Source organism: Amphibacillus indicireducens (genome assembly GCF_039539605.1).
GTDB classification, from domain to species: Bacteria; Bacillota; Bacilli; order Bacillales; family Amphibacillaceae; genus Amphibacillus; species Amphibacillus indicireducens.
On the sequence record NZ_BAABDL010000122.1, the window covers coordinates 1 to 19,041 of the forward strand.

Genomic DNA, 19,041 nt, shown 5'->3' on the forward strand with positions numbered 1-19,041 from the left:
TAACTGGCATTCACTTTTGGCAATTTAATGGGCAAATCACCTATAAAAAATCAAGTTATGAATAATGCAGGCTTTTATATATTGATTTCAAAATTTCCGGAATTATTAGAAGATGAAATTGAGTTGGAATGTTTGAGGGAATTAGAGAAACGGGCTCAAGTAACTCATACGCAAAATAATTTGATGTTGGTTCCATATGGATATAATTCAGCGAGGGGTTTCCGGTTAAAAACATACAAATCCAATCAAAAAATTCAGGATCGATTAGATTTGACTATTGTGGATTTAAAAGAAATGCTCGAGGATCTAGAGTTAGGGGATATAGTCATCCAAAAAAGGTTAAATAACAATAAATCAACGCTAGATTCAGTTAAGTTTTTATTGGATAATAAAAACATCTTAATTCCGCAGATTCCATTGTATACAGACAAGTACAAACTAAATTCAATTGAAGGCATATTAGAAAATTCAAAAGCAATAAATGAAACTTTATGGTGAAATACATCTAAACAGTTTTTAATTTGAAAAGATAAATAACAAACTTCTTTGAGGCCGAAGATTAATTTGGCCTAAAATTCTTGATAGGGTAGAGAATTTTGTTTTATTTCTACTAATAATAAAAAAACTTGTAACATCTTCAATAAATAGAGCATTCGTTGATTACTAATATGATTCAAAGAGGTGAACCATGTGGCGCAGCGAAAATCAAATCGTCCAACAAAATTTGAGCGTTCATATCGAATTTTAGAATACCTTAAAAAACATACTGATAGTGAACATACAATTACTCAAGCTGCATTAAGAAGAGTACCAGAAGTGGCTGAATATATCGGTGATAAAGAAACTTATAATGACACAGTTGTTAATATGGCGATGGCAATGAACTTTGATCAATATGATGTTAAGCCTAGAGAAGATTGGAAAATTATATTTAAAGAATTTGAAAGACAGTTTGGTAGTGACGTTGAAGATGATGATTTTGATGATGAGTTGGATAGCCCTCCTAGAATGCCAATTCGAGGACTTCATTATAATCATTTATTTTCTTATGAAGAAATTAACGCATTAATTGAAGGTATACTATTCTCTAAAACTGTTGATACAGAAACAGCCAATCAATTGATTAGTAAGATAGAAGATAATTTAACGACAAAGTATTATCCTACTGGTCCGAAAAAGATTTGTACGGTGCAGGAAATATTACTAGTTGATAGGGATATCCTTCGGGACAATCTATTAACAATTCAACAAGCAATCGATGATAATGTTCAAATAAGCTTTCAATTTAATGGCTATAATCATAAAAAAGAGTTGAAACCAGTTAGAGATAAAAGAGATACAGTAAGTCCTTATTATATTGTTGCAAATGGTGGACGCTATTATTTATTGGCATGTAAAGAAATTGTAAGTGATCAGCAAACGTTAAAAAACATGTCAATTTGGCGCATTGATTTAATGACTGATGTTGAAATTCCTGAACGTGATGAAAAGAAAAGGATAAAGGGAATCCAAAGAGTAAATAAGAAAGAAGTAGAAAATCTTCCTAGAGAGTGGAGTGAGGATTTTCAATTATCTCACTTAAATATGTCTTATGATAAACCAATTCCAATTATATTAAAAATTAAGAGTCCGAAGAGAGAAGGAAGTCAAACTGAACGTTTAAAATTAGATTATACATTTATGTATGATTGGTTTGGAGACACTTTTCGTTATCTTAGGACAGAAGATGAAGCGCCTTTTGATGATATCGTTCAAGTAACTTGTAGTCCATTTGCGATGGTTAATTGGGCACTACAGTATAGTGACCGAGTAGAGGTATTAGAACCGAATGATGTCAGAGATTCGGTTATTGGAAAAATTAAAAGGCTGAATGAAAAATATGGTGTGTAGCATTTATTTTGAAAAAGTTATGATAGAAGCATTTTGGGTGATGTAGGCGTTAACTATTATCTTGATGCTAATGATGACCAGTTGAAAGAAGAACTATCACAACTTCCGATTACTTTTTTCTGTATTCATGGCAATCATGAAGAGCGCTCTTATAATATTTCAACATATGAAGAGAAACAATGGCGCGGTGGCTTAGTTTTTTATGAAGAGGAGTACCCGAATCTTTTGTTCGCAGAGGATGGGGAGATTTATGATTTTGATGGTAAAAAGGCAATTGTTATCGGTGGTGCGTATAGTGTTGATAAATTTTATCGTCTCAGAAATGGTTTGCCTTGGTTTGATTCAGAACAACCAGATCAACGGACAAAATCGATCGTTGAAGCAAAGTTAGACAAGGAAAGCTGGGAAGTGGATATTGTTCTTACGCATACGGGTCCGCTAAAGTATCTGCCAACTGATGAATTTTTGTCATCAATTGATCAAGGTACTGTCGATCAATCAACAGAAATTTGGTTAGATGAGTTAGAGGAAAAAATTAGTTATAAGCAATGGTTTTTTGGTCACTTTCATACTGATCGCTTAGATGGTGATATTGTTATTTTGTTTAATGAAATTATGGAATTGAACTAATTTTCTCTGATAATTATGTAATAAAGGGGAGATTCCTTTGTCAACAATCTACGGATTAAGCGACATACATGGTTATTACAAAGAGATGTTAGATAGTTTAAGTTTAGTTGATTTAAAATCCGATCAAAGTAATAAGCTTATTTTTGTTGGTGATTATATCTCACGTGGCCCTGACAGTTGTGCAGTCTTGTACCATATCAAACAATTGGAGCAAACCTATCCTGGTCAAGTTGTTGTGTTGAGCGGCAATCATGATCAAATGTTTCTTGATTGGTTTTTCAGTGACCTTGAAAATCATTGGCTCGCTGCAGATATTCAATTGCGAACAACGAAGAGTTTTTTTGAACCAAGTCAATGGAATATAATTTATGATAAGTTGGTCGATTTGCAAGGCGCTCCATTTAAAATGAGTCAGTTGATTAAAGACGAACTTGAGCGTAAACATGGAGAATTAATTAAGTGGTTACTCACCAAAAATAAATCATTTTTTTACGAAACTGACAACCAAATTTATGTTCATGCTGGCATCTCAGAAGTTGATCCGGAATTGTGGAAGCATGCAACTGAAGAATCTGAATTCACTTGGAAGTATCCAGCTGAAACTGGCCCTTTCTATAAAGATATTATTGCAGGTCATATATCGAGTGCCGAGGTTGCTGGTGATGAAAGCTATTTAGGTAGAGTGTACTGGGATCAGGAAAATCATTTTTTCATTGATGGTGATACGCCACGCAGTAAAACTATTCCTATATTAAAATACGAGACGAAAACAAAAACATATTCTAGCTTTGAAAAAACTGTTGATGGTAAGTGGATTGAATATCGGATAACTGAATTAAATTAATAAATAATCTTATTTCAATACTAATTAAAAGGAGCGTCCGTTATGTTAAGTGTTAATTTAGGAGAAGCAAGGAAAAATCTCGACAAACTAATTAAACAAGTTAATGAAGATAATCATCCAATTGAAATTACTTGTAGTGAAAACAATACTGGGGCTGTTCTTATTAATAAAAAATACTGGGCTGCAATTCAAGAAATATTATACTTGCAAAATGCTGGTGTTCTAAGCGAAATTAAACAATTCGGAGATGAAGGAGTAGAAGAACTTCGTGAAATTAAATGTGACACATTGGACGCCCTCCTATCCCAGTGCGTAGGGGAAAATTCAGCAGATGAATTGTTTGGTAAGGCGATAGGGAAAGAAGAAATATAACTATTTTAGTTTCAGTTTGCCAAATTTATCTGGATATAATTAGATTAATTGATAACAAAGGGGCTGGTCATTATGAAAGAAGTAATCAAAAATATAAGTTTCGTTGAAAAAGGGAAATTCCCTAAAAAAGAACTAGAAGAGATTATAGCAAATAAAGAAGAAGCGATACCAGAGTTATTACAAGTTGTCGATCAATTTATCGATGATCCAAGTATTGCTTCTGATAATACTGGCTATTTTGGTCATCTATATGCGTTCTATCTATTGGGTCAATTTAGGGAACAAGCATTGTTTCCCAAGTTGCTTCACTTATTACATTGGTCAGAATCGGAATTAGATCGGACGGTTGGTGATTTCCTTACTGAAGGTAGTGGGAGAATACTAGCTTCAGTTTACAACGGCGATCTAGATGCGTTAAAACAGTTGGTGGAAAACGTAGAGTGTGATGAGTATGCTAGAGGGCAGGCGATATGTGCGATAACGATCTTGACGTTATATGAGCAGTTAGACCGTGAGGAGATAGTAGCCTATTATCAAAAACTATTAAAAGATGAGAAGATGACGCCATATTTATTTGCAGAGCTTATTATGTCTGCGTGCGACTTACATTTAGACGAATTATTTGAAGACATACAGTTGGCTTACGAAAAGGGATTAGTCGATACATGGGTGGTTAATTTAGATGGTGTCAAAACTGACATGACGTTGGATAAAGAGCTGAAATTGGAATCTAGTAAAAGTGATCCTCACAAAAAGTACATTGACGATACGATTGAAGAATTGCAATGGTGGCATATCTTTAATCAGAAAAAGACAAAGTCACCAAGGATGCCCAAAAAAAGTTTTAAAATTCCCTCTAGAAATAAACCAATTGTTCAAGAGTTGAAAATTGGTCGTAATGAACCGTGTGTTTGTGGTAGTGGGAAAAAATACAAAAAATGTTGCGGAGCTTCTTAACAATATTAGACTATTTGACAAGTGTCTCTGGAAAGGTACCAGATCATTATAGTGCTACTTGACCAAGCAACACAAAAACTGTGCTAAGGAAACAGGATAACAAATATCTTGTTTCCTTAATTCAAAAGGTGAGTCACCAGTATCTTGAAGTAAATGTGTATGAGGAGTGTATGCTACGGAACTCACACATGTATGTTATCGAAAGCTCCTATTCAACAGTTATCTGAAATTGATAATTGGCAAGTCCTGCTGTCGATGCTTTTTCACCGTGCCAATAGACAAGTATATTGTATGTGTATGTTCCTGATTTGTTAGGTAAGGTTGCTCTTATTGTATTTCCATTGTAGGACCACTGATCATGATATTCAGGTATTTCTTCTATTGTTAGATTGATTGTGTCTGGTTTTGGGGTATCATGAAATGTGATCGTAAGCTCTTCACCAATCTTCGAAAAGTGATTAATTGTCGCGACTTTGTCGATGGTCAATTCGCTGTTGCTTGCTCCTAAAATGTCTAAGCATTCTTCAGCACTCCAACAGATTGTTTGTGTTGCTAATTCGATTAATGTACCGTTAATTTTTACATCTGGCACGTGAACCTCTGTGTTCTCTAATTCATTTGCACAGCTTGCTAGTAAAAACAAATAAGCTAGTAATAAGATGAACCTCATTAAATATTTTATCAAGCTTCCCACTCCTTATTTTAAAATAAAGGTTGTTCCTCTATCATAGCGACTGAAAATTCCAATGTTTTTATCTTGCTGTAATATAACAGTACAATGAATAACACATAAAAACAATATCATTCCTAGTTTTACCTACATATTTAAGAAAAGAAACAGCACCCAAAATTGGTGAAAGTCTTGTTTTAAATAACAAAGTATGTTAACTTATTCACAAATATACTTGAGTAAGGATATTCTATATCAAGAAATTATGGTATCAGCGAGATCAGTTATGTTAGCTCCCTGACCAAGTGATTTGCTTTATAGTTTAAAATAAAATTTAGGAGGTGATTATAGTTGTTCGATGATCAACTTTTAAAGCTGCTTTTAACTCTTATTCCAGGTGTTATTTTAATTATAGGTGGTTACCTATTTCAAAAGTATAAAAAACTTTCTTGGAATATTCCTCTGTACTTTTTGTTTAGTTGTAAACAAAGAATAAATGTCAAAGTAGGCCGACTGTGGGTAATATTAGGTTTACTTACATCATTAATCACACTAGTTTTCAAACCAACTATTCCTGTTGCAATTACAATTTATTTTATCGCTATCTTTTTATCTTGGATCATTGTTTATGTTCATTTAAAATTAGAAATGAATCAATCATAAGAAAAGATATGTGCATGATTATCTGAATTCCAACAATTCTATGAACAAATCAAAAAAGACTTCCCAAATTCATTCACTTCGAGTATATTGGTCAATAATTGTGTGTGTTATAAAAAAACAGAGAAACGCATAATTAAACAAGATTAAAAATTCAGTATATTCAGAAGAAAATGAAAGGTAAGGGGGAGCAAATGAATTTTTCAACAGTGATTGAGTATATTAACAGTATTTTGTGGGGACCACCAATGTTAATCTTATTGGTTGGAACGGGTGTACTTTTTACAATTCGACTCAAAGGGTTACAAGTTCGTCAGTTTAAGCGAGCATTTAAACAAACTTTTGGTGGTTTATTTAAGAAGGGTGATCGAGCGGATGCGGATGGAATGAGTTCGTTTCAAGCGCTGGCTACTGCGATTGCAGCGCAAGTTGGTACGGGAAATATTGCTGGGGTTGCAACAGCAGTAGCCTCTGGTGGTCCTGGTGCAGTGTTTTGGATGTGGATAAGTGGATTTTTTGGGATGGGAACGATTTTTGCTGAAGCGATTTTAGCGCAGTTATATATTGAGCGTAAAGATGGCGAAGTGACTGGTGGACCTGCATATTACATAAAGAAAGGTCTTGGCAGTAAGTTCTTGGCCAGTATTTTTGCGGTACTCTTAATTATCGCCCTAGGATTTATGGGAAACATGGTACAATCAAGTTCGATCGCGGAGGCAACATATACAGCGTTTGGGATACCGAAGTTTCTGACTGGAATAATCATCGCCGTTATAGTTGGCTTAATCGTCATAGGTGGTGTTGCACGAATTGCTTCGTTTACAGAAAAAATTGTCCCGATTATGGTAACATTTTATGTTATCGGTTCGTTGACGATTATTTTTATGCATTATGAGATGATTTTACCTGCATTTCAAATGATTTTTCAAGAGGCATTTAAGCCGTCGGCGGTGGCAGGTGGAGTGGTTGGTGTCTCAATTAAGGAAGCAATACGTTATGGAATTGCACGGGGCTTGTTTTCGAATGAGGCTGGTATGGGTTCGACACCGCACGCTCATGCAGTTGCAAAAGTTAAGCATCCAGGTGAACAGGGTCTGTCGGCGATGATTGGTGTTGTGATTGATACCGGTGTTGTTTGTACGATGACCGCACTTGTTATTTTAACGACGGATGCTTTTTCAAGTGGTTTGTTTGGAGCACAATTGACACAGGCTGGGTTTTCAGCCGGATTTGGCAGTTTTGGGGTAACTTTTATCGCAATTTGTTTGTTCTTTTTTGCAATTTCAACAATTATTAGTTGGTATTATTTTGCTGAAGCAAACATTAAGTTCCTCTTTGGAAAAAAAGGCGTTATGCCATATCAAATACTCGTGCTAATCTTTATTGTTTTTGGCACGAGTATGACAGCTGAAATTGTTTGGGAATTAGCGGATGTTTTTAATGGCTTAATGGTGATTCCAAACTTAATCGCCTTACTTGGCTTGGGCTCACTTGTCGTCAAAGTGACCAAAGATTATGAGGAGAATTTTTTATTAAATAATCCTGCAACATATACAACTGATCATCATAAAAAGAAGTAGTACATTAAGCGAATGGTGCCTTGAAAAAAGGTGTCATTCGTTTTTTTGTATCGTTTTTTGAAAAATGGTTAACTTAAAAATGATGAAAATGAACAGAGGAGGGTGCATGATGAGCAACTTAACAGAACTAGAAGTGGAGAATCTTCGTCATATTATCGGTGGTCATGGGATGATTGCTAATAAATTAGCGTTTTATGGACAAAACTGCACAGACCCACAGTTAAAGACAATTTTTGAAACCGACGGACAAGCCGCAAAACAAGCAGAACAAAAACTATTAACCTTTTTTGGATAAGGAGAGAATTGAAATGTTGCAAGAAAAAGATATGGTTAATGATTACTTAGCAGGATTGAAGAGCAGTTTAACCGGTTATGCCAATTATATTAGCGAATCCAATAATCCACAATTAAGACAGACGCTGATTCAGCTACGCAATCAAGATGAGAATCGCCAAAGAACGGTATACGAATATGCCTTGCAAAAGGGATATTATCAGCCAGCTGCACCAGCATCACCAGAAGTCATTCAACAAACGAAATCACAATTAACATCTAGTTAGTCAGCATGATTAAAAGCCGTCTCTACTTGAGATGGCTTTTAATTTTCTCCTTTTTGAATCAACTTTCTTATTTACAGTTGTTTTTAATTGTTATAACGGTTATAATCGTTATAACAAATAAAAATGAGGTGTAATAATGGCTAACGAAAGAAAAGTAATAAAAATCGGTAAAAGCTATGGTGTCACATTGCCTATCGAGATGCTTGCAGAGCAAGGGATACAGTGCGGAGATATGGTAGAAGTAAAGACAGATAAGGATACAATTACAATTAGAAAAGTTCAAAAAGTATCTTTGCCAGATGGGATCAGTCCGGACTTTTTTGAAATTTTAGAAGAGACAGCTCAATTGCATGGTGAAGCATTAAAAAAACTGGTTGATAAATAGTAATGAGATATTTAACAACGAAAGAAGTCATTGCGATAAACACGTTTGTGATTAAAAAATATAGTCCTACGGAACCGATAGGGATCAAAGATCATGCTTTGTTGGAATCTGCAGTTTTAAGAGCTCAAACGACAGTTGGAGGTGAAGATACATATCAATCTGTATTTGAAAAAGCTGCTGCTTTATTTGAGTCAATTGCACTAAATCATGCTTTTATTAACGGTAACAAAAGAACTGCACTCCAGTCATTAACTATTTTCATAAGATACAATGGTTTTGAATTCATTATGGAAACTGATGAAAAAGTTGACTTTACGGTGAATGTAGTCTTAAAACATTATTCTGTTTCTGAAATCTCCAGCATCATTCAAGAGCATTCAAGCAAGATTTAATGTATATCCAGCTAAAAAGCGGGCTCGTCAAATACATACAGAAGCAAAACATCTGCCGTTTCTTCACCGATGCCGTAAAACTAGGTGCAATACCTGAAGACTCGATTGTTAAAATTTTTGTAATCTGATTAACTGACAAAGTAAGTAGTTTTTGATAAAATAAGGAAAGTCGCAAAAAGAAAGGATGAGTCGCTTGATTTACCTAGGCTTAACGGGTTGGCGTGATCATTTTGATTTATATACGCCTGATACAAAAAGTAATCTACGGCTCCAAGCGTATAGTAGTCATTTTCCGATCGTTGAACTTGATGCATCATATTATGCCGTCCAGCCGATTCGTAATATGAAAAAATGGATTAATGAAACACCAGATTCCTTTCAGTTTGTCGTCAAAGCTTTTAAAGGAATGACCGGACATCAACGAACGAATGCACCTTTTCAGTCAAAGTCAGAGATGTTTGGTGCTTTTATTGAATCGATTGAACCATTGATTGAGGCGAATAAATTAGCGATGGTCTTATTTCAGTTTCCACCTTGGTTTGATTTTTCACAAGATCATATGCTTTATCTCCGCTATTGTGTGCAAAAAATGGATCAATTTCCAATTGCATTAGAATTTAGACACCAATCTTGGTATAGGAAAGAGAACCGTGAACAAACAATTGAGCTCATGCGCGAAGATAATTGGATTCATACGATCGTTGATGAACCACAAGTTGGTGATGGCTCAATTCCAATTGTTCCAGTTGTGACGAATCCAGGAAAAACGTTGATTCGCTTTCATGGACGAAATGTCTATGGCTGGAATCGGCCGAAGGATAAAGAAACGAATTGGCGTGAAGTGCGCTATCTCTACCAATACAATCAGACTGAATTACTAGAATGGCGCGAGCGAATCTTGCAAATTGCTAAAGAAACAAAAGATGTCTATGTTTTGTTTAATAATAACTCTGGTGGGGATGCTGCTGGTAACGCTAAAACATTGCAAACGATGTTAGATATTGATTATGACGGTCTAGCACCCCAACAGTTACGACTATTTTAACTTTAGACTATATTCAAAAGATGTTCAAAAACTAAAAAAACGGGAATACTATTCTTACCTAAAGGAATTCTTGAAATATTGTAAGGAGGGCTAATTATTTGAAGCGATTTTTTTATTCATTGTTAATTATTATGTTCGCTTTTGTGACAAAGCCACTCTGGGAGGAATCGGTTCATGAAATGATTCCTGAATCGGTCAGCGATACGTTTTACTCAATCAAGGAATTCACAACTCAAATCATTGATGGGGACTTTTCTCATGATCAATTGGGAGAACAGTATTTGTCGCTTCACCCCACTATCCCTGATGAAGAACAAGAACCTGTCAAAAAAATAGCCTTATCGATCCCAGACGAACAAGTTTTTTCAGTTGGTAACGTTGAAATTGGAGATGCGAAAGGGGACGTTGAACAACGCTATGGAGCTGCTATGCGAGAAAGCGAGAATGAATATGGTTTAGCTTGGTCTACTTATCACGAGAACTATCAAAACTTTATCATGGTTGCTTATGATGATGGCGAGATTGTTCGTGGTTTATTTACTAATCAAGATTTGCTCACTTCACAGTTTGGTCTCGAAATAGGCGATACGAGATCACTTGTACATGAAACCCTGGGTGAATCTGAAGAGTTCATTCACTATGACAGTTTTAGTTATCAAATCAATAGCGAAGACGAATACGATATTTACCGAATAGACGGAAATTATGTGACCATTTTTTATGACCTACATGAAAGTGATCGTGTAACCGCGATTCAATTAATCGATGCAGAAATAGAAATGATCAAAAATGACCTTTATCCACCTGGCAGTCAAGCGTTGAAAGAAGGATTTGAGTATCAGCTATTTGATTTAACGAATGCAACACGTGTTTACAATGGTTTGTCTATTCTAGAGTGGGAAGAGAATGTCAGAGAAACGGCAAGAAAGCATAGTGCAGATATGGCTGAAAATCAATTTTTTAGTCATACAAATTTAGCTAATCAATCTCTTTCGGATCGAATGATTGAAGATGGGATTCGTTTTAGACTTGCTGGGGAAAATCTTGCCTATGGACAGTTTAATAGTATCTTTGCCCATCAAGGATTAATGAACTCAGCAGGACACCGTGAGAATATTTTGCACGATGGTTTCACTAAATTAGGAGTTGGCGTTGCCTTTAATCGAGATCAGCACCCTTTTTATACGGAGAACTTTTTTACAGATTAAAATAATAAACGATGAAAATAACAAAAACTTGAAATTCAAGAATGATTTACTGATATCAATGATGACTGATTTAAAATAAACCACCGAGCACAAAAATGGTGTACTCGGTGGTATGAATGTACGTCTAATCGCCATAGCCTAGTTTTTTACTGAATTAAAGATTCACTTTATATCGCTTTATTAAGTGAGATCATTTCTAGTAATCCTTGTGCAACTTCACTGCCTTTATTGCCAGCTTTTGTTCCAGCTCGTTCAAGTGCTTGTTCGATTGTTTCTGTTGTTAGCACACCGAATAAAACCGGTATATCTGATGTTAGTCCAATCTGTGCGACTCCTTTGGCGACTTCATTCGTAACTAATTCATAATGTGTCGTTGCCCCGCGGATCACAGTCCCAAGTGTGATTACTCCATCATAGTTGTGATTGTTAACTAACTTTTTTGTGATAAAAGGAATTTCAAATGCACCAGGTACCCAATAAATATCAATATTTCCTTCCTTAACTCCGTGTCGTAATAAATTGTCAATTGCCCCAGACAAGAGCTTAGAAGTGATTAGCTCATTAAATCGAGCGATCACAATTCCTACTTTTAGATTTTCTCCGTTAAAATTACCTTCAAATATTGGCATATTAATTCTCCTTTAGTTAATTGATAATAGGTGATCAAATTTTCCCTTTTTTGTTCTTAAATAATTGAGGTTTTCCTTTTCAGGTCTGACTTCTAATGGAATACGTTCAACGACTTCGATGCCAAACGCTTGTAATTGTTCGATTTTATCTGGGTTATTTGTGATTAAGTTAACCATTTTAATTCCTAGCGACTTAAGAATTTGGGCGGCAAAGTGATAATCTCGCTCATCCGGTTCAAAACCTAGTGCGATATTTGCATCAAATGTATCTAGACCATTTTCCTGAAGCTGATAGGTTTTCAGTTTGTTTTTTAAACCAATTCCACGTCCTTCTTGGCGTAAATATAAAATTGCTCCGATGCCATTTTCTTCAATCATCCGCATTGCTTCGTGTAATTGTTCGCCGCAATCGCAACGATGTGAGCCAAAGATATCACCTGTGAGACATTCAGAGTGGACACGTATCAGTAAAGGCTCTTGAAGACTTCTAATTTCACCTTTAGAAAGCAAAAGGTGCTCTTTATTTGCTTGATCCTCGAACAGAGTTAAATCAAAGTCTCCATAAGATGTTGGTAGCTTGACTGTTAATTCTTGATTTGCGGTCAAATAAGTCACTAATTCTTCGATACTAATGATTGGCATTTTCCACTCGGCAGCTAATGCTTCTAGTTGCGGTCTTCGTGCCATTGTCCCATCATCGTTTAAGATTTCGCATATATAGGTAGCTTGTGGTTCGTTTGCAAGCTTGGCTAAATCAATCGCTGCTTCAGTATGGCCTCTTCGCTCGAGTACGCCCCCTTCTTTTGCGATTAACGGGAAAATATGGCCAGGCTTATGAAATGCTTGCTCGTTGTTAGACAGGTTAGCTAATTCTTTAATTGTTTTTGCGCGATCGAAAGCAGAAATTCCTGTTGAGGTTTCCTTATGATCGACACTGATCGTAAACGCTGTTCTGTAAGGATCTGTATTCTCCTTTATCATTTCTGTGAGGCCAAAATGATCCGCAATGGCTTCAGAAATAGGTGCGCAGATTAAACCTCGCGCATGTTTGGTCATGAAATTCACAGTTTCAGCCGTTGCTAAGCTTGCTAAACCAACTAAATCTCCTTCAGCCTCACGATTATCGTCATCTACGACAATGATAAGCTTGCCTTGTTTTAAGTCTTCGATCGCTTTTTCAATATGTTTAGTCATTGTAGAAATCCTCCCGTTACTTTATCAGTAAGATGAGCTTGTGCCTTAATATATTTTCCAATCATATCTGTTTCAACGTTAACATACTCACCGCGATTTAACGTTCCTAAATTTGTCTGATCCTTTGAATGTGGGATTAAACTAACAGAAAAAGACCGTGCTTGCACATCTGTGACAGTTAAGCTAACGCCATTAATTGCAATTGACCCTTGTGGAATGATTTCACCTTGTTGATCTTTAGGATAGTCAAATGTTAAAATCAATGCATTTTCATGGTTCCTTTTTTCGATCAATCGAACGGTTGTATCAATGTGCCCGGATACTAAATGACCCTCTAATCTTCCGTGGAAAGAGAGTGCACGTTCCAAATTTACTTGATCGTTTATTTTTAATTTAGAAAAAGTTGTCCGGTAAAAAGTCTCGGGCATGATATCAACGGTAAAGTGGGAATCAGTTTTAGCAATTGCTGTTAGACAAACTCCGTTAATCGCCATACTATCTCCAATTTGATAGTCAGCTAATATTTTTTCTGAAGCTTGGCAAGTCAACTGCACTGTATGTGCCTTTCGATTAACTTTTAGGATTTTTCCTTGTTCTTGAATTAGACCAGTAAACAATTCCAACACCTTCTCCCAGAAATTCTCAAGTCATCATGAATGGATTCAACCGTAACATTCGTTAATTCAATCACTTGATTAACTTCTCTTGTGCTTGACATTGCTGGCACGCCGTTGCCGCCAATGACCTTTGGTGCGATATAAGTAATCATTTGATCCCAATAACCACTGTTTAAAAAGCAGTCATGAACTTTCGCTCCACCTTCTACATAGAGAGAGTGGATATTTCTCCTCGTTAATTCTTTGATAATCGATTTGACTGTAGCGCTTTTGAGAACGATTGCTTCAACATGTTTTGGAAGCTTAATTTTTACTTTTCGTTCGGTGAAAATCCAAACTGGACTAGCTTGATTAATAAAAATATTTAGATCAAGTTGGTTGAATAATCGACCGCGCCGATCTAGAATGATCCGAATTGGATGCAAGGTTTGATCTGTTCCCAGCAGAAAAGGATTATCTGTTAAAATCGTTTGACTTCCAACTAAGATCCCTTGATAATGATTGCGCTCTTTTCGAACGTATTGATAAGTATCCTTTCCCGTGATTGCTGTGCGCTTTGAATCTAATGATAGTTTACCATCCAAAGTAATTGCCTGTTTTAAAGTGATATAGGGACGATTTTGTTCATAGAAGCAATTGAAAAAAGGATTCAATTCGCGAGCCTCTGTTTCTAGCACACCAGTAATGACCTTGATACCATGTTGTTCTAACTTTTTCTTGCCTTTACCTGCAACTAAAGGGTTAGGATCGAGTTGTCCGATGACCACTTGTTTTATCCCGCTGTTAATGATTGCTTGTGTACAAGGGGGTTGTTTGCCATCATGATTACAAGGTTCAAGTGTAACGTAGAGAATTGAATCGAATCGTTTATCGGGGGCTGTATATGATGAGAGGGCATTAATTTCGGCGTGTTCTTTGCCATATTCCAAATGTGCACCTGATGCAATGACTTGATCATTATTGACAATGACAGCACCAACTAAAGGATTTGTAAATGTTCTACCCAATCCCTTTTTAGCTTCTTGAATCGCTAGCTTCATGTATTTCTCATGCATATATTTTCCTCCTTTCCAAATAAAAAAGCCTTGTGTTCGATACACGAGGCTTTGGTTCATCGACTAAAAGAAAGTATGACAAAAAAGGGTATACTGATCCTGTCATCTTAGCTAATTAGTTTTTTCTTCTCCCATCCAGACTCTAACTGTCGGTTCTAGATTTTCACTAGATCAACCGCAAATAATTGCGGGTCACGGACTTCAAGTTCACACTTGTCACCGTCGGTCGGGAATTACACCCTGCCCCGAAGAAACATATTCAATTCATAAGAAGAATAACATTTAGTTTTTTTTATGTCAACAACCTGGCACACATCTAATTTAAACGTATACCAGGTTTAATTTGTTAATTAGGCAGTGTCTGAAATAATTTGTTCCTCTAATGGCTTTTTCCAAACACCTAAGATCAATGCACTAATCACTGTACCAATAATAATCGATATAATTAGCAATAAACGATTTTCACCTAAGGCTAATATGGTGAAAATTCCACCATGAGGAGCGGGCACACTAGCTAGCCAAAGTTGTGTCAGTCCACCAGCTATAGCACTACCTATTATACTTGAACCAATGACACGAATAGGATCAGTAGCCGCAAAAGGAATAGCTCCTTCTGAGATAAACGAAAGACCTAAAATGAAATTTGTCAGAGCAGATTGCTGTTGCACTTCAGTAAACTTATTTTTAAAGATGATTGATGCTAGAGCAATTGCTAACGGCGGGATCATGCCCCCAACCATAACTGCAGCCATTAAACTACCATCACCAGTATCAGTGAAAATTCCGATTGAAAAAGCATATGCTGCTTTATTTACTGGACCACCCATATCAACCGCCATCATACCACCGAGAAGAGCGCCTAATAAAACTTGGTTGCCCGTTCCTAGATTTTCTAAGAAGTTTATCATTGAAAGATTAATATTAGAAAAGATCGGTCCAAAGACAAAATACATCAGAATCCCTGTCGTGAATAATGTTAGGATAGGATATAATAAGATCGTTCTAATCCCAGCTAAATTTTTAGGCATATTCTTTAATAATTTTATGACGACAAGCGTGACATACCCGGCTAAAAACCCTGCAATTAAGCCACCTAAAAATCCAGCGTTTGCACTAACTGCTAATGCACCACCAGCAAAACCACTCACCATCGCAGGTTTACCACCAATACTCATGGCAATATACCCAGCTAAAACAGGAATAAGGAAGCTAAATGCAGCCCCACCAATTTCATTAATGCCGATGAAAATTGGTGAGTCACTGCCGACAAATCCTTCTAACAGAAACGATAGTGCTAGTATGATTCCTCCAGCGATAACGAAAGGAAGCATACTCGATACACCACTCATCAAATCATTATAGATTGATTTGAGAGAGAATTGACTTCTGTCTTGATCGCTGTGATCGCTTGAATCAGATTCTTTGTCACTACCACTTGTACGATAAATGGGTGCATTTCCAGATAAAGCCTCGTTAATTAATGCCTCACTCTTGTTGATCCCTTCAGCAACGGGACGTTCGACGACACGTTTACCATTGAAGCGAGACATAGGCACCTTTTTACCGACAGCAACGATGACTCCATCTGCTTTTTTAATATCTTCAGAAGTTAAGCGATTTTTAATCCCATCTGAGCCGTTTGTCTCTACTTTAATCTTAATGCCCATTTCTTTTGCTTTATTTTTTAAGGCGTCTTCAGCCATGTACGTATGAGCGATACCAGTTGGACAGGCAGTGACGGCTATTAAATAAGGTTGATCACTTTGAACGTCAGTAGAAGGTTGCTCACTAGCTTGATCTTGTTCCAATCCAGCTTCAGCTAAATTGACGATAGCTTTCACGCTCTGTGGTGTGTCAGCTGCATCCAGTGCTTCAATAAAATCTTTATTCATTAAAAGTTTTGATAAGTTTGATAAGATCGTTAAGTGTGTTTCATTTGCATGATCTTTCGCTGCAATCATAAAGAATAAGCGTGCCGGCTTGCCGTCCAAACTGTCAAAATCAATGCCAGTTTGATGCTTGGCAAATACGACAGACGTTTTCTTTACCGCTTGATTTTTGGCGTGAGGCATCGCAATTCCGTCACCAAGTCCTGTGCTCATACTCTTTTCACGTTCTGAAATGGCTTGTCTAAATGTGTCATAATCATCTACTGCTCCTGTTTCAACAAGCCTTCTTGTCATTTCGTTAAGAATGTCTTCTTTTGTTGTTGATTCAGGAGATAAAATCATTAATTCTTCTCGCATAACATCAGTCATTTTCATGATTTTCAACCCTTTCTATTATAACTTGATTATTAAGTGCTAAAATCGCTTCTTTTGTTGCTAAATCTTTGCTAAATGCAGTTGCGCTACCACTTTGAACACTAAGTTTAAATGCTTCCCGCTTTGTTAAGCCTTTTTCAATTCCTGCCATGAAGCCAGCGATCATTGAATCACCTGATCCAACCGTATTGACGACTTTTCCTTTCGGTGAATCCGCAAGATAAGTTTGATTTTGATCAATAAATATCGCACCATCGCCACCTAATGAAACAATTACATTTTCTGCACCACCCTCTTGAAGTTTTTTACCATAATAAATGGCTTCTTCTTTTGACTGGATCGATTGGTTAAATAGCTGGCCTAATTCTGCTTGATTCGGCTTCACTAAAAACGGCTTTTCCTTTAATATGTCTAAAAGTTCTTTACTATTTGTATCGATCACGAAAGAAATATTTTGTTCGGTACAAATATCGATAATTTGATTGTAAAAAGTTTCGGATAAACCTCTACTTTTGCTTCCAGATAAGATGATCGTATCTGTTGACCTAAGCTGTCTAACCCTTGTTAATAGTTTTTCACTATCAGCTTTGGTGATTATCGGCCCCTTGCCGTTAATTTCAGTTTCGGCTTCTCCTTTTAACTTAACGTTTATTCGTGTATCTCCGTTGACGCTAATAAAATCATGGTCAGCGCCTTCTTTTTTGAGCCAGTCTTCGATAAAACGTCCAGTGTGTCCACCAATAAAACCTAATGCTTTGTTAGCAACACCTAATTGATTTAAAACGCGTGAGACATTAACACCTTTCCCACCTGGTAACATGTTTTCGTCATTTGCATAATTTGTTTCGCCTACTTTAACATCATTAATGTGCATTATATAATCAATTGATGGATTTAACGTTAGAGTATACAGCATCTTGACTTCTCCTTTTGAATGTATTTGATTTTGTTTACCTGACTTTAAATTAAGTGTAAATCAAAATGATTGCTTAATTTATCAATTGTATTTGGTGAATTTATTTTTGCTTCTTTGTTCAATAAGATAATCGCTTGCGCAGGTGCGTTAACTTTAAATTCATACACATGATCAATCTTACTATCATCCATCAAAATACGAATTTTATGACTTTGTTGCATGGCACATTCCTTGATCATCGCTTCATCCAAATTGGTTGTTGTTAAACCATTTTCAAAATTGATCCCATTCATTCCGATAAATGCGAAAGAAAAGTTCATTCGTTCGAGTTGTTGATAGGCTGTTAGACCAGCGATTGCGTGCGTATTTTGTTTGACAGGTCCCCCGAGTAAAGTAACATTTATTCCTCTTTGTAAGGCTAGTAAGGCTTGGTCAACCCCATTAGTAACGATATGAATATTTTTGTCGTTTGGTAAAACTCTAACTAATTCTAATGTTGCAGTACCCGCATCGATATAAACTTGACTATTCGGTTTAACTAAAGTGTTACAGTACTTAGCAATTTTAACTTTAGTGACATGGTTGATGCTTTCTTTTTGTGCCATTTTTTGTTCTTTGCCAATATTTTTAACCCTAGTAGCCCGCCGTGAACGCGTGTTAAGAGTCCATCTTCTTCTAGAACAATTAAATCACGTCTTAATGTTGATTCACTCGCCCCAGTATTGATGACTAGATCTTGAATCGTGACCGTATTGTTTTCTGATAATAAAGTTAAAATCTTTTCTTTTCGGTGTTGAAATAACATACTATTCGACCTCTTTGCTAACGTTTTCATTATAAATATAGTATATAATAGCTAACGATCAAAATCAATCAATTTCATTCAAAATAAATCAAAAACGTTCAAAGCACACATTTTATATTTAAATTCTCAAAGAAGTTAGTATATAAAAATGTATCTAAATGAGGGGAAGTAATTAATTGAGGAAGTTGGAGGCTAGTTAAATTGAATATTTAATGTTAATAAAATACAAAAACAAATAGTATTAAAAACCATTGACAGTACAAAAGTAATAGATACAATGTTACTTAAGTAATACCCTGAGTTTTGCAGCTAAAACAAAGAAAAAACAGCCATGACCCCATATACATGAAGGGTTATGGCTGTTGTCA

The 19,041-nt window shown here is 36.1% G+C and carries 23 protein-coding genes and 1 riboswitch; of the genes, 14 read left to right on the forward strand and 9 right to left on the reverse strand.

Annotation, left to right across the window (positions count from 1 at the left end):
* Positions 1-81: 81 nt before the first annotated feature.
* The 6 genes from ABD814_RS11225 to ABD814_RS11250 all read left to right on the forward strand — a co-directional run bounded on the left by ABD814_RS11225 (position 82) and on the right by ABD814_RS11250 (position 4,693).
* The gene (locus ABD814_RS11225; RefSeq protein ID WP_344913187.1) at positions 82-498 is read left to right on the forward strand and encodes a hypothetical protein; all 417 of its coding nucleotides are present in this window, start codon (positions 82-84) and stop codon (positions 496-498) included.
* A gap of 192 nt (positions 499-690) precedes the next feature.
* Positions 691-1,890, forward strand: coding sequence for a helix-turn-helix transcriptional regulator (locus ABD814_RS11230; RefSeq protein WP_344913188.1), 1,200 nt, complete (start codon positions 691-693; stop codon positions 1,888-1,890).
* A gap of 33 nt (positions 1,891-1,923) precedes the next feature.
* Positions 1,924-2,520 carry a metallophosphoesterase gene (locus ABD814_RS11235; protein ID WP_344913190.1) on the forward strand — a complete coding sequence of 199 codons (597 nt, stop codon included), beginning with the start codon at positions 1,924-1,926 and terminating at the stop codon, positions 2,518-2,520.
* A 37-nt stretch (positions 2,521-2,557) separates the two neighbouring features.
* Positions 2,558-3,364 carry a metallophosphoesterase gene (locus ABD814_RS11240; protein ID WP_344913192.1) on the forward strand — a complete coding sequence of 269 codons (807 nt, stop codon included), beginning with the start codon at positions 2,558-2,560 and terminating at the stop codon, positions 3,362-3,364.
* 42 nt (positions 3,365-3,406) lie between these two features.
* On the forward strand, positions 3,407-3,736 hold the full coding sequence (locus tag ABD814_RS11245) for a type II toxin-antitoxin system Phd/YefM family antitoxin (RefSeq protein ID WP_344913194.1): 330 nt from the start codon (positions 3,407-3,409) through the stop codon (positions 3,734-3,736).
* Between the two features lie 72 nt (positions 3,737-3,808).
* Complete coding sequence (locus ABD814_RS11250) at positions 3,809-4,693, forward strand: DUF1186 domain-containing protein (RefSeq protein WP_344913196.1); 885 nt, start codon at positions 3,809-3,811, stop codon at positions 4,691-4,693.
* A 208-nt stretch (positions 4,694-4,901) separates the two neighbouring features.
* Here the strand turns inward: ABD814_RS11250 and ABD814_RS11255 are convergent, their stop codons facing one another.
* Positions 4,902-5,378: a hypothetical protein gene (locus ABD814_RS11255; protein ID WP_344913198.1), complete on the reverse strand. Its 477-nt coding sequence runs from the start codon at positions 5,376-5,378 to the stop codon at positions 4,902-4,904.
* Between the two features lie 336 nt (positions 5,379-5,714).
* Between ABD814_RS11255 and ABD814_RS11260 the strand changes: the two genes are divergently transcribed.
* From ABD814_RS11260 to ABD814_RS11295, 8 genes are all read left to right on the forward strand, one after another.
* Positions 5,715-6,026 (forward strand): hypothetical protein, encoded by a 312-nt coding sequence (locus ABD814_RS11260; protein WP_344913200.1) that lies wholly within the window; start codon positions 5,715-5,717, stop codon positions 6,024-6,026.
* 191 nt (positions 6,027-6,217) lie between these two features.
* On the forward strand, positions 6,218-7,603 hold the full coding sequence (locus ABD814_RS11265) for an alanine/glycine:cation symporter family protein (protein WP_344913202.1): 1,386 nt from the start codon (positions 6,218-6,220) through the stop codon (positions 7,601-7,603).
* A gap of 109 nt (positions 7,604-7,712) precedes the next feature.
* Positions 7,713-7,898, forward strand: a complete 186-nt coding sequence (locus tag ABD814_RS11270) for a hypothetical protein (protein ID WP_344913203.1) — start codon at positions 7,713-7,715, stop codon at positions 7,896-7,898.
* 16 nt (positions 7,899-7,914) lie between these two features.
* Complete coding sequence (locus ABD814_RS11275) at positions 7,915-8,163, forward strand: spore coat protein (protein ID WP_344913229.1); 249 nt, start codon at positions 7,915-7,917, stop codon at positions 8,161-8,163.
* A gap of 136 nt (positions 8,164-8,299) precedes the next feature.
* Positions 8,300-8,548 carry an AbrB/MazE/SpoVT family DNA-binding domain-containing protein gene (locus ABD814_RS11280; protein ID WP_344913205.1) on the forward strand — a complete coding sequence of 83 codons (249 nt, stop codon included), beginning with the start codon at positions 8,300-8,302 and terminating at the stop codon, positions 8,546-8,548.
* Positions 8,549-8,550: 2 nt separating this feature from the next.
* A complete protein-coding gene (locus tag ABD814_RS11285) occupies positions 8,551-8,940 on the forward strand; it encodes a type II toxin-antitoxin system death-on-curing family toxin (protein ID WP_344913207.1) in 390 nt (129 codons plus the stop codon).
* Between the two features lie 193 nt (positions 8,941-9,133).
* Positions 9,134-9,985, forward strand: a complete 852-nt coding sequence (locus tag ABD814_RS11290) for a DUF72 domain-containing protein (RefSeq protein WP_344913209.1) — start codon at positions 9,134-9,136, stop codon at positions 9,983-9,985.
* Between the two features lie 98 nt (positions 9,986-10,083).
* Positions 10,084-11,193 carry a CAP domain-containing protein gene (locus ABD814_RS11295; RefSeq protein ID WP_344913211.1) on the forward strand — a complete coding sequence of 370 codons (1,110 nt, stop codon included), beginning with the start codon at positions 10,084-10,086 and terminating at the stop codon, positions 11,191-11,193.
* Between the two features lie 167 nt (positions 11,194-11,360).
* Here ABD814_RS11295 and ribH read toward each other — a convergent pair whose 3' ends face one another.
* The 8 genes from ribH to ABD814_RS11335 all read right to left on the reverse strand — a co-directional run bounded on the left by ribH (position 11,361) and on the right by ABD814_RS11335 (position 18,673).
* Complete coding sequence (ribH, locus tag ABD814_RS11300; RefSeq protein ID WP_344913213.1) at positions 11,361-11,822, reverse strand: 6,7-dimethyl-8-ribityllumazine synthase; 462 nt, start codon at positions 11,820-11,822, stop codon at positions 11,361-11,363.
* A 12-nt stretch (positions 11,823-11,834) separates the two neighbouring features.
* Positions 11,835-13,016, reverse strand: a complete 1,182-nt coding sequence (gene ribA / locus ABD814_RS11305; protein ID WP_344913215.1) for a GTP cyclohydrolase II — start codon at positions 13,014-13,016, stop codon at positions 11,835-11,837.
* Positions 13,013-13,633: a riboflavin synthase gene (locus ABD814_RS11310; protein WP_344913217.1), complete on the reverse strand. Its 621-nt coding sequence runs from the start codon at positions 13,631-13,633 to the stop codon at positions 13,013-13,015. Before ABD814_RS11310 ends, ribA begins: the two co-directional genes overlap by 4 nt.
* Positions 13,618-14,688 (reverse strand): bifunctional diaminohydroxyphosphoribosylaminopyrimidine deaminase/5-amino-6-(5-phosphoribosylamino)uracil reductase RibD, encoded by a 1,071-nt coding sequence (ribD, locus tag ABD814_RS11315; protein ID WP_344913219.1) that lies wholly within the window; start codon positions 14,686-14,688, stop codon positions 13,618-13,620. The genes ABD814_RS11310 and ribD overlap by 16 nt, the downstream gene beginning before the upstream one ends.
* Positions 14,689-14,807: 119 nt before the next feature.
* Positions 14,808-14,945: riboswitch (FMN riboswitch) on the reverse strand.
* Between the two features lie 93 nt (positions 14,946-15,038).
* Positions 15,039-16,952: a PTS fructose transporter subunit IIABC gene (locus tag ABD814_RS11320; RefSeq protein ID WP_344913221.1), complete on the reverse strand. Its 1,914-nt coding sequence runs from the start codon at positions 16,950-16,952 to the stop codon at positions 15,039-15,041.
* Positions 16,939-17,868 carry a 1-phosphofructokinase gene (gene pfkB / locus ABD814_RS11325; protein WP_344913223.1) on the reverse strand — a complete coding sequence of 310 codons (930 nt, stop codon included), beginning with the start codon at positions 17,866-17,868 and terminating at the stop codon, positions 16,939-16,941. Before pfkB ends, ABD814_RS11320 begins: the two co-directional genes overlap by 14 nt.
* Before the next feature lie 44 nt (positions 17,869-17,912).
* Positions 17,913-18,473, reverse strand: a complete 561-nt coding sequence (locus ABD814_RS11330; RefSeq protein WP_344913225.1) for a DeoR/GlpR family DNA-binding transcription regulator — start codon at positions 18,471-18,473, stop codon at positions 17,913-17,915.
* Entirely contained in the window at positions 18,407-18,673 is a 267-nt protein-coding gene (locus ABD814_RS11335) for a DeoR family transcriptional regulator (protein ID WP_344913227.1), read from the reverse strand. Before ABD814_RS11335 ends, ABD814_RS11330 begins: the two co-directional genes overlap by 67 nt.
* Positions 18,674-19,041 lie beyond the last annotated feature (368 nt).